Annotated in this window: 19 protein-coding genes; 3 read left to right on the forward strand and 16 right to left on the reverse strand. The window is 45.4% G+C overall.

Annotated elements, in window-relative coordinates:
* The first annotated feature begins 214 nt into the window (after positions 1-214).
* On the forward strand, positions 215-934 hold the full coding sequence (locus ACQ4MZ_RS29310; RefSeq protein ID WP_430851267.1) for an outer membrane beta-barrel protein: 720 nt from the start codon (positions 215-217) through the stop codon (positions 932-934).
* Positions 935-1,264: 330 nt separating this feature from the next.
* Here ACQ4MZ_RS29310 and ACQ4MZ_RS29315 read toward each other — a convergent pair whose 3' ends face one another.
* The 10 genes from ACQ4MZ_RS29315 to ACQ4MZ_RS29360 all read right to left on the reverse strand — a co-directional run bounded on the left by ACQ4MZ_RS29315 (position 1,265) and on the right by ACQ4MZ_RS29360 (position 11,053).
* Positions 1,265-1,600 carry a metal-sulfur cluster assembly factor gene (locus ACQ4MZ_RS29315; RefSeq protein WP_291032088.1) on the reverse strand — a complete coding sequence of 112 codons (336 nt, stop codon included), beginning with the start codon at positions 1,598-1,600 and terminating at the stop codon, positions 1,265-1,267.
* Positions 1,590-2,864, reverse strand: coding sequence for a hypothetical protein (locus ACQ4MZ_RS29320; RefSeq protein ID WP_430851269.1), 1,275 nt, complete (start codon positions 2,862-2,864; stop codon positions 1,590-1,592). The genes ACQ4MZ_RS29315 and ACQ4MZ_RS29320 overlap by 11 nt, the downstream gene beginning before the upstream one ends.
* The gene (locus ACQ4MZ_RS29325) at positions 2,861-3,700 is read right to left on the reverse strand and encodes a DUF2249 domain-containing protein (RefSeq protein WP_291032090.1); all 840 of its coding nucleotides are present in this window, start codon (positions 3,698-3,700) and stop codon (positions 2,861-2,863) included. The genes ACQ4MZ_RS29320 and ACQ4MZ_RS29325 overlap by 4 nt, the downstream gene beginning before the upstream one ends.
* 21 nt (positions 3,701-3,721) lie before the next feature.
* The gene (gene ric / locus ACQ4MZ_RS29330) at positions 3,722-4,678 is read right to left on the reverse strand and encodes an iron-sulfur cluster repair di-iron protein (protein WP_430851272.1); all 957 of its coding nucleotides are present in this window, start codon (positions 4,676-4,678) and stop codon (positions 3,722-3,724) included.
* A gap of 68 nt (positions 4,679-4,746) precedes the next feature.
* Positions 4,747-5,514: an ABC transporter permease subunit gene (locus ACQ4MZ_RS29335; RefSeq protein WP_215239248.1), complete on the reverse strand. Its 768-nt coding sequence runs from the start codon at positions 5,512-5,514 to the stop codon at positions 4,747-4,749.
* 7 nt (positions 5,515-5,521) lie between these two features.
* Entirely contained in the window at positions 5,522-6,277 is a 756-nt protein-coding gene (locus ACQ4MZ_RS29340) for an ABC transporter ATP-binding protein (RefSeq protein WP_215239247.1), read from the reverse strand.
* Positions 6,274-7,527, reverse strand: coding sequence for a nitrous oxide reductase family maturation protein NosD (locus tag ACQ4MZ_RS29345; RefSeq protein ID WP_229252760.1), 1,254 nt, complete (start codon positions 7,525-7,527; stop codon positions 6,274-6,276). The genes ACQ4MZ_RS29340 and ACQ4MZ_RS29345 overlap by 4 nt, the downstream gene beginning before the upstream one ends.
* Before the next feature lie 12 nt (positions 7,528-7,539).
* Positions 7,540-8,574 (reverse strand): nitrous oxide reductase accessory protein NosL, encoded by a 1,035-nt coding sequence (locus ACQ4MZ_RS29350; protein WP_215239246.1) that lies wholly within the window; start codon positions 8,572-8,574, stop codon positions 7,540-7,542.
* An 11-nt stretch (positions 8,575-8,585) separates the two neighbouring features.
* Entirely contained in the window at positions 8,586-10,562 is a 1,977-nt protein-coding gene (nosZ, locus tag ACQ4MZ_RS29355; RefSeq protein ID WP_215239245.1) for a Sec-dependent nitrous-oxide reductase, read from the reverse strand.
* A gap of 29 nt (positions 10,563-10,591) precedes the next feature.
* On the reverse strand, positions 10,592-11,053 hold the full coding sequence (locus tag ACQ4MZ_RS29360) for a c-type cytochrome (RefSeq protein WP_215239244.1): 462 nt from the start codon (positions 11,051-11,053) through the stop codon (positions 10,592-10,594).
* A gap of 293 nt (positions 11,054-11,346) precedes the next feature.
* Here ACQ4MZ_RS29360 and ACQ4MZ_RS29365 point away from each other — a divergent pair, with 293 nt between their 5' ends.
* Together ACQ4MZ_RS29365 and ACQ4MZ_RS29370 are read left to right on the forward strand one after the other, a co-directional pair.
* On the forward strand, positions 11,347-11,982 hold the full coding sequence (locus ACQ4MZ_RS29365) for a Crp/Fnr family transcriptional regulator (RefSeq protein WP_215239243.1): 636 nt from the start codon (positions 11,347-11,349) through the stop codon (positions 11,980-11,982).
* Between the two features lie 50 nt (positions 11,983-12,032).
* Entirely contained in the window at positions 12,033-13,247 is a 1,215-nt protein-coding gene (locus ACQ4MZ_RS29370; protein WP_291032093.1) for a hypothetical protein, read from the forward strand.
* 187 nt (positions 13,248-13,434) lie between these two features.
* Here the strand turns inward: ACQ4MZ_RS29370 and ACQ4MZ_RS29375 are convergent, their stop codons facing one another.
* From ACQ4MZ_RS29375 to ACQ4MZ_RS29400, 6 genes are all read right to left on the reverse strand, one after another.
* The gene (locus ACQ4MZ_RS29375) at positions 13,435-14,670 is read right to left on the reverse strand and encodes an oleate hydratase (protein ID WP_215241598.1); all 1,236 of its coding nucleotides are present in this window, start codon (positions 14,668-14,670) and stop codon (positions 13,435-13,437) included.
* Positions 14,671-15,273: 603 nt separating this feature from the next.
* On the reverse strand, positions 15,274-15,855 hold the full coding sequence (locus ACQ4MZ_RS29380; RefSeq protein ID WP_131962168.1) for a hypothetical protein: 582 nt from the start codon (positions 15,853-15,855) through the stop codon (positions 15,274-15,276).
* 371 nt (positions 15,856-16,226) lie between these two features.
* The gene (locus ACQ4MZ_RS29385; RefSeq protein WP_082218017.1) at positions 16,227-17,609 is read right to left on the reverse strand and encodes an NAD-dependent succinate-semialdehyde dehydrogenase; all 1,383 of its coding nucleotides are present in this window, start codon (positions 17,607-17,609) and stop codon (positions 16,227-16,229) included.
* Between the two features lie 413 nt (positions 17,610-18,022).
* Positions 18,023-18,238: an SHOCT domain-containing protein gene (locus tag ACQ4MZ_RS29390; protein WP_082218016.1), complete on the reverse strand. Its 216-nt coding sequence runs from the start codon at positions 18,236-18,238 to the stop codon at positions 18,023-18,025.
* A gap of 689 nt (positions 18,239-18,927) precedes the next feature.
* Positions 18,928-19,698 carry a cytochrome c3 family protein gene (locus ACQ4MZ_RS29395; protein WP_215239240.1) on the reverse strand — a complete coding sequence of 257 codons (771 nt, stop codon included), beginning with the start codon at positions 19,696-19,698 and terminating at the stop codon, positions 18,928-18,930.
* Positions 19,695-20,456: a hypothetical protein gene (locus tag ACQ4MZ_RS29400; protein WP_082218014.1), complete on the reverse strand. Its 762-nt coding sequence runs from the start codon at positions 20,454-20,456 to the stop codon at positions 19,695-19,697. The genes ACQ4MZ_RS29395 and ACQ4MZ_RS29400 overlap by 4 nt, the downstream gene beginning before the upstream one ends.
* Between the last annotated feature and the right edge of the window lie 22 nt (positions 20,457-20,478).

Genomic DNA, 20,478 nt, shown 5'->3' on the forward strand with positions numbered 1-20,478 from the left:
TTGGAAAGGGGTTGGTACCAAATGTACTTGCCCCTTCTTCATTTTCATAGACTGATAAGATACTGTTCGTTTTTTCGAAATGTTCGATTTTGCGGTCGGTTTAAGGATTTGGAGTTCCTTAGCCATTTGCAACGATTCATGAATATTGTTTGTCTTGGAATTAGGTGGCTTAACCGGGTTAACGCTTCAAAATGTCTTACGAAACAAACCAGCCATGAAACAACTGCTACTATTGTTCGTGATCTTTATGGGGGTCGAGCATTGTTATGCGCAAAAATCTCAGTGGACCTTTGGTCTGAAAGCGGGAATTGGGTCGAGCGGTCGCAATAAGGTGTCATATCCTGATTCAGAGGTCAGCGACACCTACAAGACAGGAACTAGTTATGGTTTTGGTATTTGGGGAGGTTATCGTTTTCTGAAATACTTCACCGCTACCGTCGATGTAGAATGGCAGCAGGTCCTGGATGAGCGTGTTCGGACTGCAACATTTAATTCCCCTGGAACCGGGCAGGTCGTGAACACAGTACGGTTTGAAAATGTATTTCAGCGGGTGCAAGTACCGGTAGCAATACAGTTTTCCCCATTTACAAAAACAATAAAGCCTTACGTTAAAGTCGGGATTATACCCAATCGACTGCTCAATGGCTCGTTCGATAACGAATTTAGAAGTTCAGAATCTGCAACTGTTGATTTTGATAAGGCAGACGCTGATTTTGATATGGAACCCAATAAAAATCTGGATCGGCAGCTGAATTTCTTCGCTGGAATCGGCGTCGGAATGGGCAAGCACCTCTCCGTGGAATTCGTGCATTTTTTCGCTGAACGGTTGAAGTATGCGAGCGCATATTCTTTCAATACTTTCGTTCTCTACCCTGATTATTACTCCTATGCGCTACGAGGAACGCAATTTTCACTTGTTTACCACATTTTGTAGCCTATTAAGCCGGATATTTGGACAGTTCGCTTTTACGGTGGTATTACTGTAAAGTATTACAAGAAGACACTTCTATATTAATTAGTTGATTTATAGTGTCTTACAATTTATTAGTTCAGTCTTGATAGCGTTAAAATGAGATTTTGTCGTTAGAATTTGGAAACTCGATACCGGATTCTACTTGTTGATTCTAATTTATTGAATATATGGGCCCACGAAGTTTTTCATTTTAAAGTGCAAGAATTTCCGCTGTCCATATCGTACGTGCTGCTGACTTTTCTCGGCTTCTTTGAGATGGATCGTATTGAATTCGGGTTTGTTTAAGTGGAGCTAGTTATCTGTGCCTGACAATAATAGTCTTCGGCCGTTTTCGGTTATTAGAGCCTGATTCCAACCAGGGTCCCACACCAGGTCAATTACTGTGCTTCGATTGGGGAATTCCGAGGATAATACATCTTTGGCGTGTCTGATGATAGCATCGCCAAGTGGACAATGTGGGGAGGAGAGGGTCATTTGTAAATGGATGGTTTTGGGCGAAATCCGGATTTCATAAACAAGTCCCAAATCAATAATGTTGATTAATAGCTCAGGATCGATTACCTTTTTCAGGACGCGAGTTGCGCGTTCCCTTAAAACCCCTGCATTGGTTTCTGGCTTAGTTTTCATGTGTGATAATGGTTCGTTGGAAGAGGATTTTGCATACGTTAATCAGATATAGTAAGGCGACCATTACCCATACGGCGAGTGCAACCAGGATTATTGTAGAATTGCCAAGCAGCATACCTGCCAGCAGGCTAGACAGTGCGATATAATATAGGTAATGCTGATAGGTCAGTATTGATTCGGAATAGAGGTCCTTGGGAAGCAAAGCTCCTTTCGCTGGTTGGTGCTGTTTACGAGTAATATCGTTCCAAACGATAAACGGTAATGTTTTGAAGGTTTGGCCCAGCATTAGCGAAGTCAGCCAACCTAAAAAAAGAAGAGTGCCGTACATTAGAGCCCACTTGGGCTGTGTGCTACTCTGAACTACCGGAATTAGCAAGACCGCCGCTGCGAGAAATACAAATGACGACAGTGTTAGCTTCATCGGTATGTCGATCCGTTTCCTTAGCCGACTTACTCTGGCATCGTTAATAAAGCCGAGCCAGGCGGCAATGCCAAGCCCAGAAATAACGGCGTAGACCAAGTCCCGGTCACCAGAGCCGAGCAGATGTCCATCGAGCAGAAAAAGGGCAAGAGCCCCATTCTGTAAAACCCATGCAATCTTTGGCAACGTAGTTTTTTTTGGCCTAGATACCAGGAACATCGGTACGAGCTTGATACTGACCCCGGTGATTAATTGTAAAAACCAGCCGCCGAGCCCAACGTGTGCGTGCAGCTTCATAATTTCAAGATGGTTGCGGGTCATAAAAGGGTACCGTAGGTTCACCGCCAGAGTCAGTCCTAAAGTGACTGTGACTAAAAGCCAGAGCGATGAAGTGATCAGAAACGTTTGATGCAGTTCCTTCTTATTGGCCGCACTGGCGGTTAACAGTACATTAAGCACGTAGCAGAGTGTCGCCAGAAAGACAAAGCTACCACCTGTGATCATACGGGTGCCTGCACTGAACGACCAGAATGCCGGGACCAGCTGCGCGATGCCGCCCAACAGAAAAACATATGAAAAGATGGCCAGGCGTTTGCTGTACAAACTGTTTTCACATAAAACAGGCAGCAGTTCGTATGTGGCGCCAAAAATAATCATCGTGCCCCAACCGAGGGCTGCCGTATGTACAATAGCCAGCAAGTGCGGACTGAAAAAGTGCCCTGTAAGATCGTTCGCAGACAGGAATAAAAGGACAGTTAGCACCAGAAAAAACAACGCACCTGTGGCGTAGAATGGCAGTACAATCAATAGGGGTGGCGCTTTGCCGACATGTAGGTCACTCATTTTGACGGCCGATTAATGTGGATAAACAACCGCACGTCTCCGTCTTGCTGATAAAGGATGTGAATGGTCAACCGCTGGCCAAGTAGTTCTTCAAGTAAGTAAACCGGCACCTTGTTGTGATAGACATACAGAGCGTGATGGGTGGGTAGCGATGCGAGCTCATTGAGAATTCTATGCATTGGTTCTGGCGCAGACAGTCCGCGCACGTCCACGCGGTGGATATAGTTTTCGTCAAAGGAGGCGACAGCTTCCACGAATGTTTCACGGGTCTGCATATGCACGCCTGCATCTGCAGGTTTTGAAGCAGCCGCTTCGGCTGGCATGCGCTTTAAAAACCAGCTATGCACTTGATTGCAATCACTTTCGGCAGTGTATACCAGCGATTGTTTGGATAAAAGGTTAATCAGCGGATATGGCGTAAATGAATTGATCACACAGAGCGCCTGGCCGTCGGTCAGCGATGCGAATTTCGCCAGGATTGACTTAAGCGGGTCGGCCCCGCTGTGGATATCCGGCCTTACGTCGATCTCCAGGATTTTGTCAGGTTCAATAGAGAGCAACCAGCCAGGTTTGTCATTGCTTTCGGATCCAGGACTTTCCATCGTGTCTTGTTCGTATTTGAAACCCAGCGGCGAGAGTGCCGCTAACAAATCGTTGAGGTCACAACCGCCTATCGCTGCGGCCTGGGAAAGGGTAACCCGTGGGGCCATGATTTTGCGGAGCAATGGGTTCTTGAGCTTTTCGAGCGGCTTTGCAGCCGCGGCGATCGCTTCAATGCTGGCAGGATTGCTTTTGATGATTTCCGATATTTTCGTGCGGCAGGTGATTGTGACCATAATGCTATGAATGAATAGAGCCTACACTGCCTGGCCTTGTGGTTGCCGGCCTATTTCGAGCGCTTTGGGGAAAAGGATGTTGTTTTCCAGGTGAATGTGGTTGAACAGATCATTTTCAAATTCTTTCAGTTTTTCAAACAGGTAAGTATAAGAATTGCATGCTCCTTGCGGCAAATGGTAATTGCTGCTGATTTCGCGAATCCGTTTCAGGTCATCCCCGGCCGAGGCGTGCTCGGCCTCCATCAACCCGACAACCAGATTCAGGTCTGGTGCGTCCTGCGCATACTCGTTGCTTGCCGTGTTTGCGATTTGTTTAATTGCTGGAAATACGATGCCTTCTTCTTTTTCCAGATGGCTGTACAAGTCCGAAAGCAATTGCTGTACCTGTTCGGACAGCGCTAATAACTCCGGGTGCCGGTCAGCATGACGGCTCGCTACCTTGCTGGCTAGCCCTTCAATAATTGGGCCGTTTTCGAGGATATAACGATGATGTACGTTGACAATGTAGTCGATCAGAAAGCCCGGCTGCCATGCTGCAAAGTTCAGAGGCTGCTGGGCTGCTGGCAATGTGGCGGCCGCAATAAGGGTTTCTTCCAGTTGCTCAGGCGTTACGCCTGCATGCCGCAGCGCATCTTTTAGTTTCCGTTTTCCACCACAGCAAAAATCAATGCCCAACTTTCTGAAAGCATCCGCCATGCGGATGTCTTTGGAGGCGATTTGCCCGACTGTTTCTTCTTTATCCTCCATTGCCCTTTTCGCAATTTTCACTTGCCAGTTTTCGGGGCCATCTTGCAAATATTTCCAGGTGAAAGTGTCCCCCCTCTCACCAAGCAATTGATAATATAGTGGCTTTGGGTCATGATCATTAAAAATAATTAATTCCCGTCCTGGAAGTAGCTCGTCAAAATGCTTGAAGATTGTAGCATGTCTGAGACGGGGTTCGATCAGCGTGACATTGATAGCAGGTATGGTTTCCATAAGGTGGTTGTTTTGAAAATGAAAATTTGGAACTAAGGAGAAGGGATTGTAGATCCCTGAATAATGATTTACAGGTCCTTATTATTAAAGCGGATTGTGGATAGGCCGAGTGGGACCACTGTCCAGACAAGCATTATGATCAAAGCGATGAGCATACCGCTGCCGGTCCCAAAAAACTGGCGGAATATAGCCCCGGTATATCCCATCATCGCCGAGACATCGATATGCAGCAGGATCAGCACTCGGCTAAGGTCAATAGGGTTCAGCGCCGTGAGCGCAACCATTCCTTTCTCGATTGGGTACTCCGAGAACTGGAACAGGAAGAAGAGCACCAGGATATCGAAAAGCATGGCAAAATAAAGCCAGAGCATAATAGCGGCACCAATCCCTTTGGCTTTGTCACGAATCCTGACGGAGGCCAAAAAGGAAATCGCCACAAAAATGAAGGAAAGCAAGATGCCCGTCGCGATCATGATGAGCCCGGTGGCAGACATGGCATATATTAAAATAGCGAAGCCGGCTCCTGCGAGAAACGATAAGCTCAAAGATATGGCAAGACCAGCGAACATACTTAGCCAAATGGTTTTGCGCGGCAAAGGCTGGCTAACGAGTAGCTCGATAAATTCACCGCTATTATATATGTAAATGGTTGAAAATATGATGCTTACTAGTGGAACGATAAACAAAATGATGTTCAAAAGACTTAATATGCCTTTGGATGGGTTGTCCTCAATGGCAAATACTGAAAACGAGATGGCAAGCAGCACTAACGTGTAGGCGATCATGATCCGGCTGCGAAGGATATCGGCAATTATATATTTGATCATCTTTTTCATACGCCATTCATTTTACTGCGGTTAGTATTGCGGTGTGTCCTTTGGCAGCTTGCAGGTCTTGTTGCCTGATCATGGCGGCGATCGCACGGGCCAATTTGCCTTCTCCGGTCTGTTTTTGAAGCTGTTGAATACTATTATGGAACCTGAGGCTTCCATCCTGCATGTAGACGGCTTCGGTGATCAGCTCGTCGAGCTCGCTTAATATATGGGAAGTGATGATTATCAACTTGTTCTTCTTTTTTTCGGCCAGTATTTTTTCCCGAAGGATCTCTGATGACACAGGATCCAGGCCGGCCGACGGCTCATCAAGGATCAACGCCTTCGAGCTGAACATAAAGGCCAGGCAGGCGCTCACTTTCTGCCGGGTTCCCCCAGAAAGTGTTCCCATTCGTTTGTCGAGCAGAGCCCTAATGTTAAACGCTTCGAAGAGCTCATGATCGATCTGGCTGTCCGGCAATTTGCGGATATCCTTCATCATGTCGAGCACCTGTCCTATGCTCATATTTTCGGGATAGCGGCCGATTTGAGGCATGTAACCGATGTGGTTCCGGTAGAGCCAGTCACTGGCGATGTCTTTTCCTTCAAAACTGATACTGCCGGTGTCGGGGTGCACCATTCCCAGAATGGATTTAATAATCGTTGTCTTACCGCTGCCGTTAGGACCGATAAGTGCGATGCACTGCCCTTGGCCGCAATCAAAGGATACATTGTTGAGCACTTTAAACTTGCCAAATTGCTTGGAAATGTTTTGTATGGATATCATAATCTCACAGGTTTCATTGCCGGCAGCGTGTCTTTGAGTTGTTCGGGGGTGATGCCTGGGACCATTTTTTCGGTGCGGTCTAAAAGGCTCACCATAAAGCTGCGGAACAGGATCATCGCAGCTGGAAAACGCTCGACAATCATCGAGTACAGGCTCACCGGCCGGTAGGGCACGTCCCCAACGCCATCTTTGTTTAAATCATAACCTTCATATTTGTCCCAGTAGTTTTTATCGAATGTATTCAGCACCAGGGAGCTGTTGGTGGCCACATCGAAGGTGTTGCCTTGGAAGTTGTTGGCTTCTACCTGGTTTTCCATACAACTTGCCTGAATTTTTAATGCCCAACCGTTGGACCGAAATTCATTCTTTTTAATTTGTATACGGGAGGCACCCTCCATGAAAATACCGGTCGTGTTCCCTGAAAAACGGTTGTTCTCAATTTGACTGTCTGAAATCTCTTTCAGCAGGATGCCATAGGCCGAGTCGCCCCAGTTGTCCTTGAAAGTATTGTTTTGCATGTGCACATGATGGGTGTACATAACTGCCACTCCGGCACCGTTGCTGCTGAAAGTGTTGAAAGTATAGGTGTTGTGATGGGCGAACATAAAGTGTAACCCATAACGCAGATTTTCGTGGCTCACATTACGGTACACCCGCGTGTTGGTGGTAAATTCCAGATAAATGCCGTCGCGGTGCCCCTGGGCCCGGTTTCCGGAGATGGTCAGGCTATCGCTTTTCCAGCAGTGTATGCCGTTTCCGATCAGGTGCTCAGCCTTGCCATAAGCCAGCAGGCGGTTGTCTTCGATCACGCAGTGTTTGGACTGCTGCAAATAGATGCCGAAAAAATTGCCGTCCAGTAGGTTATTCCTTACGGTAACATGATGCGTATTGTAAACCCTGATTCCGGCGATATCCTGCATGGAGGATTGCCCGGAAGACTTTATATGGAAGCCATCGACGACAACATGGGGGGACCTGACCGAAAGGACCTCGTATTTGTTTACGCCATCCAGTACTGGCTTATCGATTCCCTTGAAAACCAGCGGCTTGTCGATCACAATGTTGCCTTCCCTATAAACCCCTTTGTAGACAAGAATGGTATCGCCTGCGGCAGACATGCGGATCGCCTCTTTAATGTTTATAACACCAAATTGCCGGCCCACACGGATTGTTTTCGACCAGGCGTGTAGTACTGAACCGTTCCAGACAAGCAACATCAAGGCAGCGCTGATCTTATTGAGCTTACTCATGAGGATAGGGTTTCATTTTAGCAGCATATCCCATTCGACCAAGGTGCCCGAAAACTGCTTTTGGGCTTCGGCAAGGGAGGAGGGGGTTTCAAATGCTGCGCAGTTACCTCCCATCGGGCTTCTGAGCTGCTCACTATGCAGCAAAGACATCTCGGTGGCAGGCCTAAGCTCTTCTGTTTTAAAATCGGACAGGTAGAAGACTTCCACAGCAGCCTTATCGAAATCCCCTTCGGAGACAAATGAGGTCATGCATTTAATATCGTCAAACTTGTATGCCCTGCCTTTTTTTGAAATCATCTCACAGCCAAACCTCAGGTCGCTAATCGTCATTTTGCAATGGCTGCACGCATCTGTCCCACGCTTAATAGGCTGCGGCCCGGAAGGGCCGCAGGCCTGTGTGGTAATCAGGCCTGCGGGCAGGATGAGCAGCTTAAGAACAAACAGCTTTTTGCCCAGGGTTTGCTTCGTTTTTCTGCTAGCAAGCCATTCGCGCAGCATGCAACCAGCCGCCACTACTCCCGTAAGTATAAAAAGCCAGCCGCCGGTTGCGGGTATGCTATAAGCACCAAAGTTCAGAAGCTGTTTGAAGCCGACAAGTGGTGGTTGGTAAGACATGCCAGGCACTATGATTGCAGCGTCAGGATTCAAATTATGTCCATAGTCGTATTCCCATTTCCAGAAGTCGACCATAGCCACAATGCCGAACAATGCGAACAGCCCGATAGCAAAATAACCGCCCGAGCGCTTGCCCCAGATACCCACTCCAATGAAAAGCAGTGCAAAGAATACGATCAAAGACGGAAGGACCGAAAATTCGATAAAGTCACTGGTGTGCAAGGTCTTCATGCCAATGTAATGGTTTAAGCCATTGATGATATCGACATTACCTGCCAGTTTATCGCTGTAAATCAGCAACTCTAGTCCCTCAGGATATTGAGGTGCACTCAGCTCGATCCGCCATATCGGAAAGTAATTGACCAGCAACAAGGCAATCCCCGAGATGATCAGCAGGATTCTGTGTATAGCAAGCATCTGCGGTTTTTTCATGGGATCCTCAGTTATTCAGCAGGTAGGTTAGTGCCTGTATTTCCTACAAGGGCAACTTTGCTGGCTGCGCCAGAGACGCGGACGTAGCCTGACATCTCCTGGTGTAACGCGCTGCAAAAGTCCGTACAGTAGATCGGAAAGATACCCACGCGGTCAGGAACCCATTTCAGGGTTTGAGTTTCACCTGGCATCACGAGCAGCTCCCCATTGTTGGCGCCTTTGACAGCAAATCCGTGCGGTACGTCCCAGTCTTGTTCCAGGTTGGTCAGGTGGAAATAGACCTGGTCCCCGAGCTTGACGCCCTCGATGTTATCAGGTGTAAGGTGCGAGCGTATTGCTGTCATGTACACATGAACCTTGTTTCCTTCCCGGACAACTTTGGTCTGGGCCTCGCCTTTCGAAACGTACGGGTGCTTGTTGGCCTCCAGTTTGAATGTTTTCAACGACTGTTCTTTAACTTTATCCGCCCTGATTGCCTGTGCATAGTGAGGCTCTCCAATGGTTGGGAAATCGAGTATCAGCTGCATTTTGTCGCCAGAAATATCGAAGAGCTGTGCGCTCTGGGCGAGCTCCGGGCCGGTAGGTAGAAAACGGTCTTTGGTTATCTTGTTATATGAAATCACATACTTGCCGTCGGGTTTCTTCGAGTCGCCTCCGGGAACCATCAAGTGGCCGGGAGAATAGAATGTAGGCTGGCGGTCGATGACTTTAAGGTCCTTGATGTTCCACTTCACAATTTCGGATGAAACAAACATCGTCGTAATGGCATTTCCCCGTCCATCAAATTCGGTGTGCAACGGACCGAGCCCAGGTTTTTGAACCTCGCCATAGAGTGCAGCTTCATACTTAATGACCGGAATGCCATTATAGGCCCCTTCAAACGATTTGTTTTCGATCGCCTTGATCATCTTGGAAAACGAAAAAACCGGGATCAGGGCAGCGAGCTTTCCGCTGCTGACCATATACTCTCCTGTCGGATCAACATCGATGCCATGCGGAGATTTAGGGCATGGGATGAAGTAGCACAGGTCTTTGAGCTCCTTTGAATTGAGCACTATAACTTCGTTTTTCAGCTCAGAAACGGAAGTGTGGCTTTCCTCACTGTACTTATTGTGCGCATACCTGACCTTTACTTTTTTCCCTTTTCCGGCCTTCAAATACTCTTCAGCTTTTTTCCAGTTCACTGCCATGATAAAGTCCTTGTCATTTTTGGAGGCGTTAACCTCAAGCAGCGTATTGGCTTGTTCGGTGTTGTAACAAGAGAAGAAAAACCAGCCATGCGAAGGGCCTTTTCCCGCCCGGCTTAAATCGAAATTGACACCGGGGGTTTCGATCTGAAAAGCGATATCCATGTTGCCGTCTTTCTGATTGACGCTCACGAAGCTGAGAGTACCCTTGAAGTTCTTTTTGTAGGTATTAATAGGCACGTCTCCATCAGACTCATCCATTGGTACGCTAAAACGAGTCCCCGCCACCACATATTCCGTGTTTTCTGTAATGAACGGCGAGGAGTGGTTACCGCCGCTGTTGGGTAGTTCCAGGATCTCGGCGGTACGGAATGTTTTCAAATCGATTCTTGCCAGCCGGGGGGTGTTATTTCCATTGACAAACACCCAGCGTCCATCATTTTCGCCGTTTGTCTTCGAAAGCTGCACATGGTGCAGATCGTCCCAGGGCACACTACCGTGCGAAGTATTGAGCATTGGCTTGGTCTCTTCGCTGAACCCCCAACCTTTTTCGGGATCCATGGAAAATACAGGTATCACGCGCAGTAACCGGCCGGATGGAATCCCGTATACGGAAAGTTGCCCGCTGAAACCACCGGAAACAAAGTTATAGAATTCGTCATATTTGCCTGGCGCAACGTAGGTTTTGGCGGCGGCATCGCCCCCAATCGCCGTGTCTGCACTTTTGGGTTTGCACGAGGAGATTGTGCCCAGGGTGGCCGCTGCACAAACTGCGCCTAGGATGTACTTAGTTGTCTTCATAAAATTTTGATTTGAGAGAATAGGGTAGATTACTTCACACCATCATTCTGGCGCATAAATTCAAGGATGTGCCGGGCATCATCGTCGGACAAGCTCTGATTGGGCATCCTTACCAGACAGATTTCAAGCTGCGACTGCAACTCCGGGTCTTTGTCGATCATTGCGTCGGGATTGGTAATAAAATTCATAATCCACTCCGGCTTACGCCTGGTAGTTACACCTTTCCAACCTGGACCGACAAGCTTCTCGTCTGTCAATTTGTGGCAGCTCGAACATTTCAAATCAAAGACAGACTTCCCGTTTTTAGCCATTGCGTCGTCCAATTTGGCCGGTAATTCTACTTTGTCGAATTTGCCTTGTCCCCTTTGCGGGTCATAGTCCTCAATTTTGGGCTTATTCTCGCTTGCAGTTGTGTCGCTGCCGTTTTCCGACTTTTGACCACAGCCATAAAGCAATAGGGCGCTGATCAAAATGTTAATTGTTGTCTTCATTTTTGTGTAGAATTAATGTGTAGTATTTTTTTGAGTAAAAATTGGTACCATTGCTTCTTCCGTTGGTTACAAATGTAGGAATGAGGGTATGTCCACTTTATGCGTGGACGCATAAACCACAGCCAAATGCCCTGAAAAAGGAAGCGGAGTGGCAATTGATTGAACTTTGTGCCGGCAAGTTGTTTGTAATCAGCGAGTTGGGCAAAAAATGAACTTTATCATCATTAGAGATGTGATGTGGTCATAATTCCCCGAAATGCCATTATTTATCTTGGTTGAAATATGAACCGACAATGATAGAACCAGAACTCTTGATTGGCGCCGGCGCGACGGTAAAAAAGGTAAAGGCAACGGAGGTAATCTTTCAAGAAGGGGAGCCCGCGGCTTTTTACTTTCAGTTACTGGAAGGATCCGTCTCTTGGTCAAATTTCCACCATGATGGGAAAGAAACGTTGCAAGCGCTAGCAGGGCCCGGGGAGTGTTTTGGCGAGCTGCCGGTTTTTGACCGGCAGCCGTATGCTTGTTCCGCTGTCGCCGAAACCGACTGCTTGGTTATTAAACTGGGAATCGATCCATTTCATAGACTTTTACAGGAGCATCCGGAAATCAGTATGATGTTCAACCAAATGCTATCGCAAAAACTACGATTTAAGCTATTCCTGGTTAAACAGCTGGCATCCCACTCGCCGGAGCAGACTGTATGGGAACTTTACAAGTACTTGCAGCGGAACACGAATAATGTTTGCCATAACTGTGGCAAGGTTTTGCTGACAAGACAACAGATTGCAAACCTGACAGGAATGCGTGTTGAAACTGTGATCCGTGCTACCAAAAGCCTGGAAATGCGCGGGAGCGTCCGCATTGCCAAGGGCAAGGTTTTCCTCAAGTCGCTTGATCGCTTGCAGGGGATGCAGACAATCATCGAATAGCCAGTTTTTGTTTTATGTTCTTCCAGCGAATGACAATTAGATCCTGGGCAATGATTTCGGTTGCCAACCTCTTTATCGTAGCCTGCCTGGGGCTGCTGATGCGGTTGAAGATATTGCTGCCGTTTCCATGGGTCGAGCAGCGATTTGTGCTTCATGCCCATTCCCATTTTGCATTCTCCGGATGGTTAACGCAGGTATTAATGCTCGCTATCGCAGCAGTCATCAGCAGTGCAAAGCCCGGTGAGAATTTGCCGACAAAATATTCGTCGCTCCTGGCATTTAACCTTGTTTGCTCATACGGGATGTTAGTCAGCTTCCTTTTTCAAGGGTATGGCGCTGTTTCGATTGCTTTTTCGAGCCTTTCGATACTGGTAGGGATCGTTTTCTTGTATTTTTTCCAAACCGACACAAGCAATCAATTTCGTGATGCACCCTGGAGAAAATGGTTTTTAGCTGCTTTGTTTTTTAACGTGTTATCAAGTCTTGGCACATTCTCACTCGCGTACGTGATGGCTTCCAAGATGGGCAATGCTCCACTAAAATTGGCTTCTATCTATTTTTTTCTTCACTTTCAGTATAACGGCTGGTTTTCTTTTGCCTCTTTGGGATTGTTGCAGCAGTGGCTACATCGTAAAAGAATCATCCAGGTAAGAAACGACGTTTTTCTCTATCTTTTCACTATCTGTTGTGTGCTGACCTACTTCCTGTCCATTAACGAGATGCTACGTCCGCTTGGCCTACAAATTCTGACGATTTTGGCCAGTGTCATTCAACTGGCTACATGGTGCTGGCTGCTTAGAACAATCTGGCGAAATACCTCTCAAATCACATCCGGTCAACCAAACGTAATAAAGTTGATGCTTCTTTTAGCAGCAATCGCAGCGACAATCAAATTTGGCTTGCAGGCAGCATCCTCCGTTCCCGTCCTAGCCCATTTTGCATTCGGCGTTCGCCCTATCATCATTGCCTACCTGCATTTGGTCTTGCTGGCCATGATAACATTGTTTGTCTTGGCCTGGTTAAGTATGACCCAGATATTGCCTCAGAACAAATTAGCTGCGGCAGGCCTTTATATTTTTGTTGCCGGAATTTTTTTAAATGAGTCTTTCTTATTGTTTCAGGGCTTCAATACAGTTTTTCAAATTGCATTTGCTGGTGCATCCGTTCTTTTGGCCGGCGCAGCCCTGCTCATGGCATGTGGGATCGGAATTGCTCTCTGGGGCTATTTGCGGCGGGAGCCGTCTTTTCCTGCTTGCGACCATTGAACTTAAAGTGCCCTAGAGGTTTGCTTGATTATAATGGGAGCTGTATAAAGTCTCTGTCAATTTATAGGCCGAATCCGAAAGTGGTGTTAACATAGCGGATGTAATACTGTCTTTCATATACATCGATTGACTGTTGGATATGATAGCGCTGTAAAGAACATCGCAGCGCCTTTGGCTTGCTGCGATTCTATCCCAGCCCAAGCAACTTGTATACCGCCCGCCGAGCTGACCTGACTGCATACTCGATATTGAGACAGGGATAATCATCCACGTTTGTGAATTGACCAATAAAGGCAAGATTACCGACTCCATTGGGGACTACTTCCGGCTTGTCGGCCGAGGGTAGCAACGGCGCGGTAAAATACGGAAAGATCAGGTGGCGGCAATTGGTGCCTTCCATTATCTTGTGCTGGTCCTGGCTAAAATTTAAGTGGCTAATAATTTCTCTGAGGATTTCTTCCCCTGAGCACTCTACCATGGCTTTCTTGACAAAGTTACCTAACGTGTAAGGCGATAATCCGTATCCCCAGAATACGGAAATGTGCTCGGGTTGTCCCAGAAAATAGGGTTGATAGGGCAGGCTAATGGAAATCTGCCAGTTTGAAGCGTGTAAAGTCGTCAGGCCGCCCGTGCCATCGACATTACCGCTAAGTTGTTCCATGAGCTGGAAAATCTTCTTGTTAGGGCTGGTAACTGTGAATGAAACGACAGTTGTCTGACGGATCCGGTTTACAAACTGGACCGGATCGCCAGATCCTTTCACTTTGTTGGAAAGGCTATGCCACAAGTTCCAGTCGTTTCCAGGCCGCTCCGTCATTAAGGCCGCGGAGTTATGTTCGCCAATAGAAAAATCTGAGGCGACCGAGCCGTTTGCTACAAACACACAAGCCTGCGGCCCTAAATTTAAGGTGTGTTCTTCCCCTGAATGTATATATGTCAGGCCCTGCGCGAACAACTTGCCTTTATCGTCCTGCTTGAATATAATGTCTGTAACCTCACTGTTGTGTCTGAAACGGACTCCTTGATCAATTAACCAGCGGAGTGTCGGGAAGATGAGCGTATCGAACTGGTTATATCTTGTTTTTTCCAACCCCTGCAGCGTGTCGATGCTAATCTGATGATGCTCAATAAGGTTGAAACAAAGCGCTAACTGCTTTATTGAATGCCAGGGCTGCAAACAAAAAAGCGAGGAAACTAACTCCCAGGTGCGAGAGTCAAAGAAAACCGGTTCGAAAATCGACTCTATTGGTAAATTTTCCGACTGATGGTGCGTGGAAATCGCTTGACGGATGTCGAGCAGGTGGTTGAAGAGCTCGTCTGGGTCTGGTGTTACAACCCTGCCATTGCAGACCAGGCGGGCCTGTGCGAATAATGCTTTGCAATGGTGAGTGGTTGAACCTTCTGTACAAGAGTGCGATGCAATGGCTGCTTCATGGCAGCAATAAGGCCGGGCTCATATAAATGAATTTCATATTGTCTCGTGGCATTAAAGTACCTCTGTCTTTTCGCCTAAATCTTGTGAAATAAGAAATGGTTGGTCGCTACTCCGCTCATACGCAAAGCCCGCCTCACATGCCTTCTTTTTTAGAGGCAGCAAGAGATATAAAATCCGTGTCAATAATAACTTCGCTTGTTATAAAGTCGCCCGTCCGGTTTTAGTAGCCGGAGAAACCCATCAGCGCACGGGCTGATCCGGAATTTCCCCGAGGGCTCCTATCATGTACACAGCATTAAATACGGCATCCTGATAAAGCGGTATTTTGCGCATCTCCAAACTTTGCCCGTATGTTGATAACGTGCCTTTTTGTTGCCAGGTGGTCAAGTGCATCAGCATCTTCCGCTGTATATCCAGAACATCGAGTGTACCTCCCGGTAGCAAAGCCTCCGCTACAGGGCAGCGCCTGAATGCCGGGACCCGGTCCAACTTCCAAAAATTTCTCGCCGGACCGTGGTTCCAGAATTTGTTATAGAAAAAATTAATATTCATTACTCTCTTTAAACAATGCCCTGGTGTTCGCCGTATAATTCATTCTGATAATTTTAAAGATAGTCCAATCATAATAAAATTCATGTTCAGATAATTGAGTGGTTTAGAAAATCTGATTGATTTCGCTTGTATGAAGGTTTCTAACCTTTTGCTTGTTTTGTGAGTTAGCCCCAAGGCAATTCCTGCGGCAATACCAACATCTTTAAAATCTGAAACAAAAGAAAAGGTTGGCATCACATATGGAGTGATGATCTTGTTATCATAATAAAACATCCCATTCAGATTAATAAAAGCATCAGTATTATTCTTTATGGTTGGATTATTTAATCCATACATTATACTGCTAAAGTGCCAAACCTCAGCAGAAGCGCCCCAGCTAAAAAAATTCTTGTTGTTCATTTTCCAAAATCCCGTTTCTACATCCAATGCCGGACTGAAATAAGTATCCTCCATTGAGGGTGAAAAAAACACTCCTGTATTCAGAAAATACATTGGTGGATTAGTCGCTTTTAGTGCTTGCGCAGACAGTTGTTGGTTATTTATTATCATGGCAGCTAAAAGAAACAATTGCCAATTCTTTCGAATTTTAATTAATCGCGATAGCATTTCTACAACACACATACATTTTCATTATTCAAATTCAACATGGGAAAGCATCATTGGCGATTTTGCGTACCGTTGAATGTCATTTGGTTCGCTCTGGTAAATGTTCATTGCTGCCTGTTATACAAAATGCACAAGAGTGCGACGCAACGATGATTAAAGTGACATTTCCTAGTACATAAAAATCCTACTTAAAAAATTCTTTTTCAGCCGCATCAGCTTCTGCTCTAATTGTAATAAAAGAACAAAAGTCGTTTTCTTGTTTATTTTTTAGCACCGACATTTGTTTGTCTGTCAAGCATCCATATATCACTCCCGTGGACTTTTATGGTTCTATTCAGCAGGAAATAAATAGCTTTGAAATGAATAACAGCGCTATTTAGAGATTATTAAAAAGGGTCGGTTAGTTCGCTTGTGCGAATAAGTTTTTTGTTTACAAATTCATCAATACCTAACTCTGATAACTCACGTCCGTAACCTGAACGCTTGGTGCCCCCAAAAGGCAAATCAGCTTGTGTCCATGTAGGGTGATTAATGAAAACCATTCCGGTATCAATCTGGTCAGCCACCCGCTGGCCTCGTTCAATGTCTTGCGTGAAAACAGAACCGCCTAAACCAAATGGTGAGTCATTAGCAAGGTCAATAGCAGCCTGCTCATTTTTGACGCGGTAAAAAGAGGCAACCGGTCCAAACAACTCTTCCAGATATGCAGGATTGCCTGGTTTAATATCGGTGAGAATAGTAGGTTGCATAAAAGCGCCAGGGCGGTCAACACGCTTGCCACCTATCAATACTTTTGCTCCTGCATCTACAGCCCGCTTGACCTGGTCGGCTAACTGTACTGCTGCGCCTTCACTACTCAGGGGTCCTAATTCAGTAGTCTTGTCCATTGGGTCGCCGACCACTATATTAGACAACCGGTTTTTGAATCGTTCCAGGAACTCGTCGGCCACAGCTTCTACGGCAATAAACCGTTTAGATGCCACACAACATTGCCCGTTATTATTCATTCTACCCACAACTGCCCATTCAACTGTCTTTTCAATATCGGCATCTTCCAATATGATAAAGGCGTCGCTTCCCCCCAATTCAAGAACAGATTTTTTTAAATTTTTGCCGGCTTCAGATGCTACGCTTGCCCCCGCTTCCTCGCTGCCAGTAAGGGAAACCCCTTTAATTCTTTTATCGCGCACTAATACCGAAGCGCGGCTGCCTGATATCAAAAGGTTGGTATAAATGCCCGGTGCGGCACCCGCTTCTTTGAACAATTCTTCTATGGTGATGGCGCATTGAGGCACGATGGACGCATGTTTTACCAGCACTGTATTGCCTATCATTATGTTAGGCGCGGCAAAACGGGCCACCTGGTAATATGGAAAGTTCCACGGTTCTACACCTAACAGCACACCTACTGGGCTGTGGCGGATAAACGCTTTTCCATGTTCGGGGCTAAGATTTTTATCGGCGAGAAAGACGGCACCATTGTCGGCGTAGTAATCAAAAATATCAGCACTTAAAACTATTTCAGCTTCCGCCTGGGAGATGAGTTTGCCCATCTCCAAAGTGATTGTTGTTGCCAATGCTTCTTTTTTTTCGCGCATCAAGTCAGCTACCTTGTGCAATAAACGGGCACGTTGCTCGTAAGTGGTTCTTTTCCAGTCGCCAAATGCTGTTAAGGCTTGTGCTACAGCAGCATCCACTGCCTCCTCTGTCATTTCTTCAAAAGTCTTGAGCGCAAGGTTTGTTGTGGGATTAATTGTTTGAATAGACATGTTTATTTCTTTTTAGTTTGATTAATATTTCAAGTTCTTTGCCTTCTCGTATTCATTTTTTGAATCGCACAGAAGAACAATTTTTTAACACCGTGAGACTGTGCAAAAACTAGGGGCTAGTTATGCTTTGCCATAACAGAAAGGCCGGTAAAGAAGACAAATGCCGAAACGGTCAGCACAATTAGGGATATGCTCACAACTGTTTATCATTTAAATCATTTTAGACCAAATCCTTTTGCCTATTTTCTCCATTCTGTGTTCTTGGGCAAATATTACACATGAACTTAAAGAAAAGGCAGCAATGAAAGGCAGTAGCTTCTTCATACATTTCTACAGCTAAACCTGATGGTTACCGGTTTAAAAGAAAATCATTTATCTTTAACAGATAGATTTGTTGCAGTTATTTAATATGGTTAAACTACCCGCAAAATTTTTTTATGCTCCTGGTATTCTTCCTTTGTTATTTGTCCTGAAGCGAAACGCTTCTGCAAAATGTCAAGAGGAGTATCTTTCTTTTTTCGCTGACCTGGAATATTGTAAGGCGTAGCAAAAATCCAGAAAATTAATCCTAGCCAAATGAACCACCATATAAAGTGCATTCCCACGAACTGATAACCGCTGTTATACATTTTTTTGTTTTTAAAATTAGAAGATTAACTATGAGAAGTCTTTAAACGGAATAGATGGAAGCAGTTATTGTAACCACTTCAAAACAAGCTATTTAAATTTGATTAAAAGTAGAACCTCTTCTTTCAGCGCTTTATGATAGTGGTCATGTTTGGAAATGACAATCCTCAATTTTATTTTTTTACAACCCGGTATCCATACCTATGTATTTAATCAATCCTCATAAGTGGTTTTCCCTTCATAGCAAAGTTCCTCTTATTGATACGAATAATCTTACATACCTTTGGGTTTAAGTTGCATAATTTACTGATATAAAAATGAGAGAACGGATACAAGTCACGGTTACAGCGAAAGTGCTTTGTTCATTGTAAACTAAGGTTGTTATTAAACAGACCTTTGCTATTGATTATATACCTGCACCCTTCCTCCATCTACCACCAGAACAGTGCCATTGATAAAGCTTGCTTATTTGATGCTAAAAAGCAAAATAGCAGCAGCAATTTCAGGGCTTACCAATGGTGCCTTCGATTTTTTCAATACCGCTTTTTACATTAGGCTTTTTCCTAGCATTGGCGCATCCACAGCGCCATAAAGCTCAGATAGCATTGGCCATCGATTAGCATTTGACTATAGTCGATTATTTTCATTTCATTGGTTTGATGAAGTATAGCAGATGCTTATTCAATGTGTTTTAATGGTGTTTATAAAAACCCACTCCCTGGATATCATTCCATGAAGTTGTTTTATGGCAAGAATAACATTGATTAACTAAAACAGCTTCGCAACAACCGTTCCCTTTTTCATCACTTCGGGCGGCAACCTTTTTAGAAACCATTTCGAAGTGCATCATATAGTGGCTCGGCGGAGCCTGGTGGCATTGGGAACAATTAATAGAAAGTACCGACGGATGCTGGAACTCAGGAATTGTCCACTGGGTAGCGGCATGGCAGGATGCACAATTATTGCCCATCAAACCAAGATGCTTATCTTTTGTGCCGTGGCAGGTGGCACAATTAAGTTTTGCAATCTGATCTGAAACCAGCGGGTGGTCAGCCGGTATGATTGATTCATCTAACTGAAAAGATTTTTTTTCATCGCCAATTATTTTTTCACCAAGAAGCGCCATTGCCTCGTGGTCCATCACCCGCAAATTCGCATCTGGGCCCTGGTGTTCAATATGACAGGAGGAACAATTGCCGATCACACCGTGAAAAGCAGTGGGCTGCCGCTCTAGTAAGGCCTTGTTATCGCCATGGCAGGTGATACATTTTGCATTGTCGACACCTATTGTAGCCGTGTGGCAGGTTGCACAATTGGCTGAAAGCATTTCATGGGCAGAAGACAATTTACCTGGACTTGCTTGTGCTTGCCAGCTATTTTTTTCTGTAAAATCAAAATTACCGTAGTGAGAAACTACCGCTATGTAAAATATAAGAATAAGTATGCCAATTAATTTTTTCATCTAAGATATCTTAACCCAAAATAAATGGCTGACCAAATATGCAGTATCAGTAAAATATAAAACGCAGAAGATGTGATGATATGGATTTTTAACCATCGGGCTGTTCTTCGTTTTAGTAATTCGTGTGTTTTAATAGCATATTCAAGATCCGCAATGGACTCAGTCAAAAGCAAAGCCCGGTGCGATAGCAGGGATTTAGGATCTGTAGCAATACCCTGAGTGCCTACAAAGCTGTTGAAGGCACGGCTTATCAAATTATTGGAGACAACATGACTCGCCCCTGATTCTGGTTGCTTACCTATCTCATTAATTAACTGGTTGTATTGCGTAGCCAAAAGGTTGAGTTCAGCTTGTTTCTCATTGACTTCTTTTGATGAATAACTAAGAAAATACCTTCCTGTAAAACCACTTAATACCGTAAGCATCATCATTACGGTAAGCCATATACCAAGATTGCTTTCGAATCGGTGGCCCGTGTGGAGTATAGCAAGAATGGCACCAACGATGCTTGTATAAACATGCCAGGTAAGTAATGTGCCCATTGAAATACGCTTTGTAATTTTTTCTTTAAAAAAAGGTATCCGTTTGGTGGCTGAATATAAAAGAGGCGGCACAATCATCAGCAAAGCGGCTGTAATTGCCAGTATGCCACCGGTAAGGCTACCTGCAAACCGTGGAGACTGATGCACCAAAAAGCCTAACCACAAAATAAGTTGTAGTATAAGCATGGAGACCATGATGGTGCGTTCCCGTTTCATTTATGTATTCCTTTCGTAAAAA

This window comes from Dyadobacter sp. BHUBP1 (assembly GCF_050587785.1).
Lineage (GTDB): Bacteria > Bacteroidota > Bacteroidia > Cytophagales > Spirosomataceae > Dyadobacter.

Excerpts from the sequence above, each read along its gene's own strand:
- ACQ4MZ_RS29380 (WP_131962168.1), bottom strand. The coding sequence starts at position 15,855 with ATGTGTGTTGTAGAAATGCTATCGCGATTAATTAAAATTCGAAAGAAT.
- ACQ4MZ_RS29400 (WP_082218014.1), bottom strand. The coding sequence starts at position 20,456 with ATGAAACGGGAACGCACCATCATGGTCTCCATGCTTATACTACAACTT.
- ACQ4MZ_RS29395 (WP_215239240.1), bottom strand. The coding sequence starts at position 19,698 with ATGAAAAAATTAATTGGCATACTTATTCTTATATTTTACATAGCGGTA.
- ACQ4MZ_RS29345 (WP_229252760.1), bottom strand. The coding sequence starts at position 7,527 with ATGAGTAAGCTCAATAAGATCAGCGCTGCCTTGATGTTGCTTGTCTGG.
- ACQ4MZ_RS29325 (WP_291032090.1), bottom strand. The coding sequence starts at position 3,700 with ATGGTCACAATCACCTGCCGCACGAAAATATCGGAAATCATCAAAAGC.
- ACQ4MZ_RS29315 (WP_291032088.1), bottom strand. The coding sequence starts at position 1,600 with ATGAAAACTAAGCCAGAAACCAATGCAGGGGTTTTAAGGGAACGCGCA.
- ACQ4MZ_RS29385 (WP_082218017.1), bottom strand. The coding sequence starts at position 17,609 with ATGTCTATTCAAACAATTAATCCCACAACAAACCTTGCGCTCAAGACT.
- ACQ4MZ_RS29350 (WP_215239246.1), bottom strand. The coding sequence starts at position 8,574 with ATGAAAAAACCGCAGATGCTTGCTATACACAGAATCCTGCTGATCATC.
- ric (WP_430851272.1), bottom strand. The coding sequence starts at position 4,678 with ATGGAAACCATACCTGCTATCAATGTCACGCTGATCGAACCCCGTCTC.
- ACQ4MZ_RS29310 (WP_430851267.1), top strand. The coding sequence starts at position 215 with ATGAAACAACTGCTACTATTGTTCGTGATCTTTATGGGGGTCGAGCAT.
- ACQ4MZ_RS29365 (WP_215239243.1), top strand. The coding sequence starts at position 11,347 with ATGATAGAACCAGAACTCTTGATTGGCGCCGGCGCGACGGTAAAAAAG.
- ACQ4MZ_RS29320 (WP_430851269.1), bottom strand. The coding sequence starts at position 2,864 with ATGAGTGACCTACATGTCGGCAAAGCGCCACCCCTATTGATTGTACTG.
- nosZ (WP_215239245.1), bottom strand. The coding sequence starts at position 10,562 with ATGAAGACAACTAAGTACATCCTAGGCGCAGTTTGTGCAGCGGCCACC.
- ACQ4MZ_RS29340 (WP_215239247.1), bottom strand. The coding sequence starts at position 6,277 with ATGATATCCATACAAAACATTTCCAAGCAATTTGGCAAGTTTAAAGTG.
- ACQ4MZ_RS29335 (WP_215239248.1), bottom strand. The coding sequence starts at position 5,514 with ATGAAAAAGATGATCAAATATATAATTGCCGATATCCTTCGCAGCCGG.
- ACQ4MZ_RS29370 (WP_291032093.1), top strand. The coding sequence starts at position 12,033 with ATGATTTCGGTTGCCAACCTCTTTATCGTAGCCTGCCTGGGGCTGCTG.
- ACQ4MZ_RS29390 (WP_082218016.1), bottom strand. The coding sequence starts at position 18,238 with ATGTATAACAGCGGTTATCAGTTCGTGGGAATGCACTTTATATGGTGG.
- ACQ4MZ_RS29360 (WP_215239244.1), bottom strand. The coding sequence starts at position 11,053 with ATGAAGACAACAATTAACATTTTGATCAGCGCCCTATTGCTTTATGGC.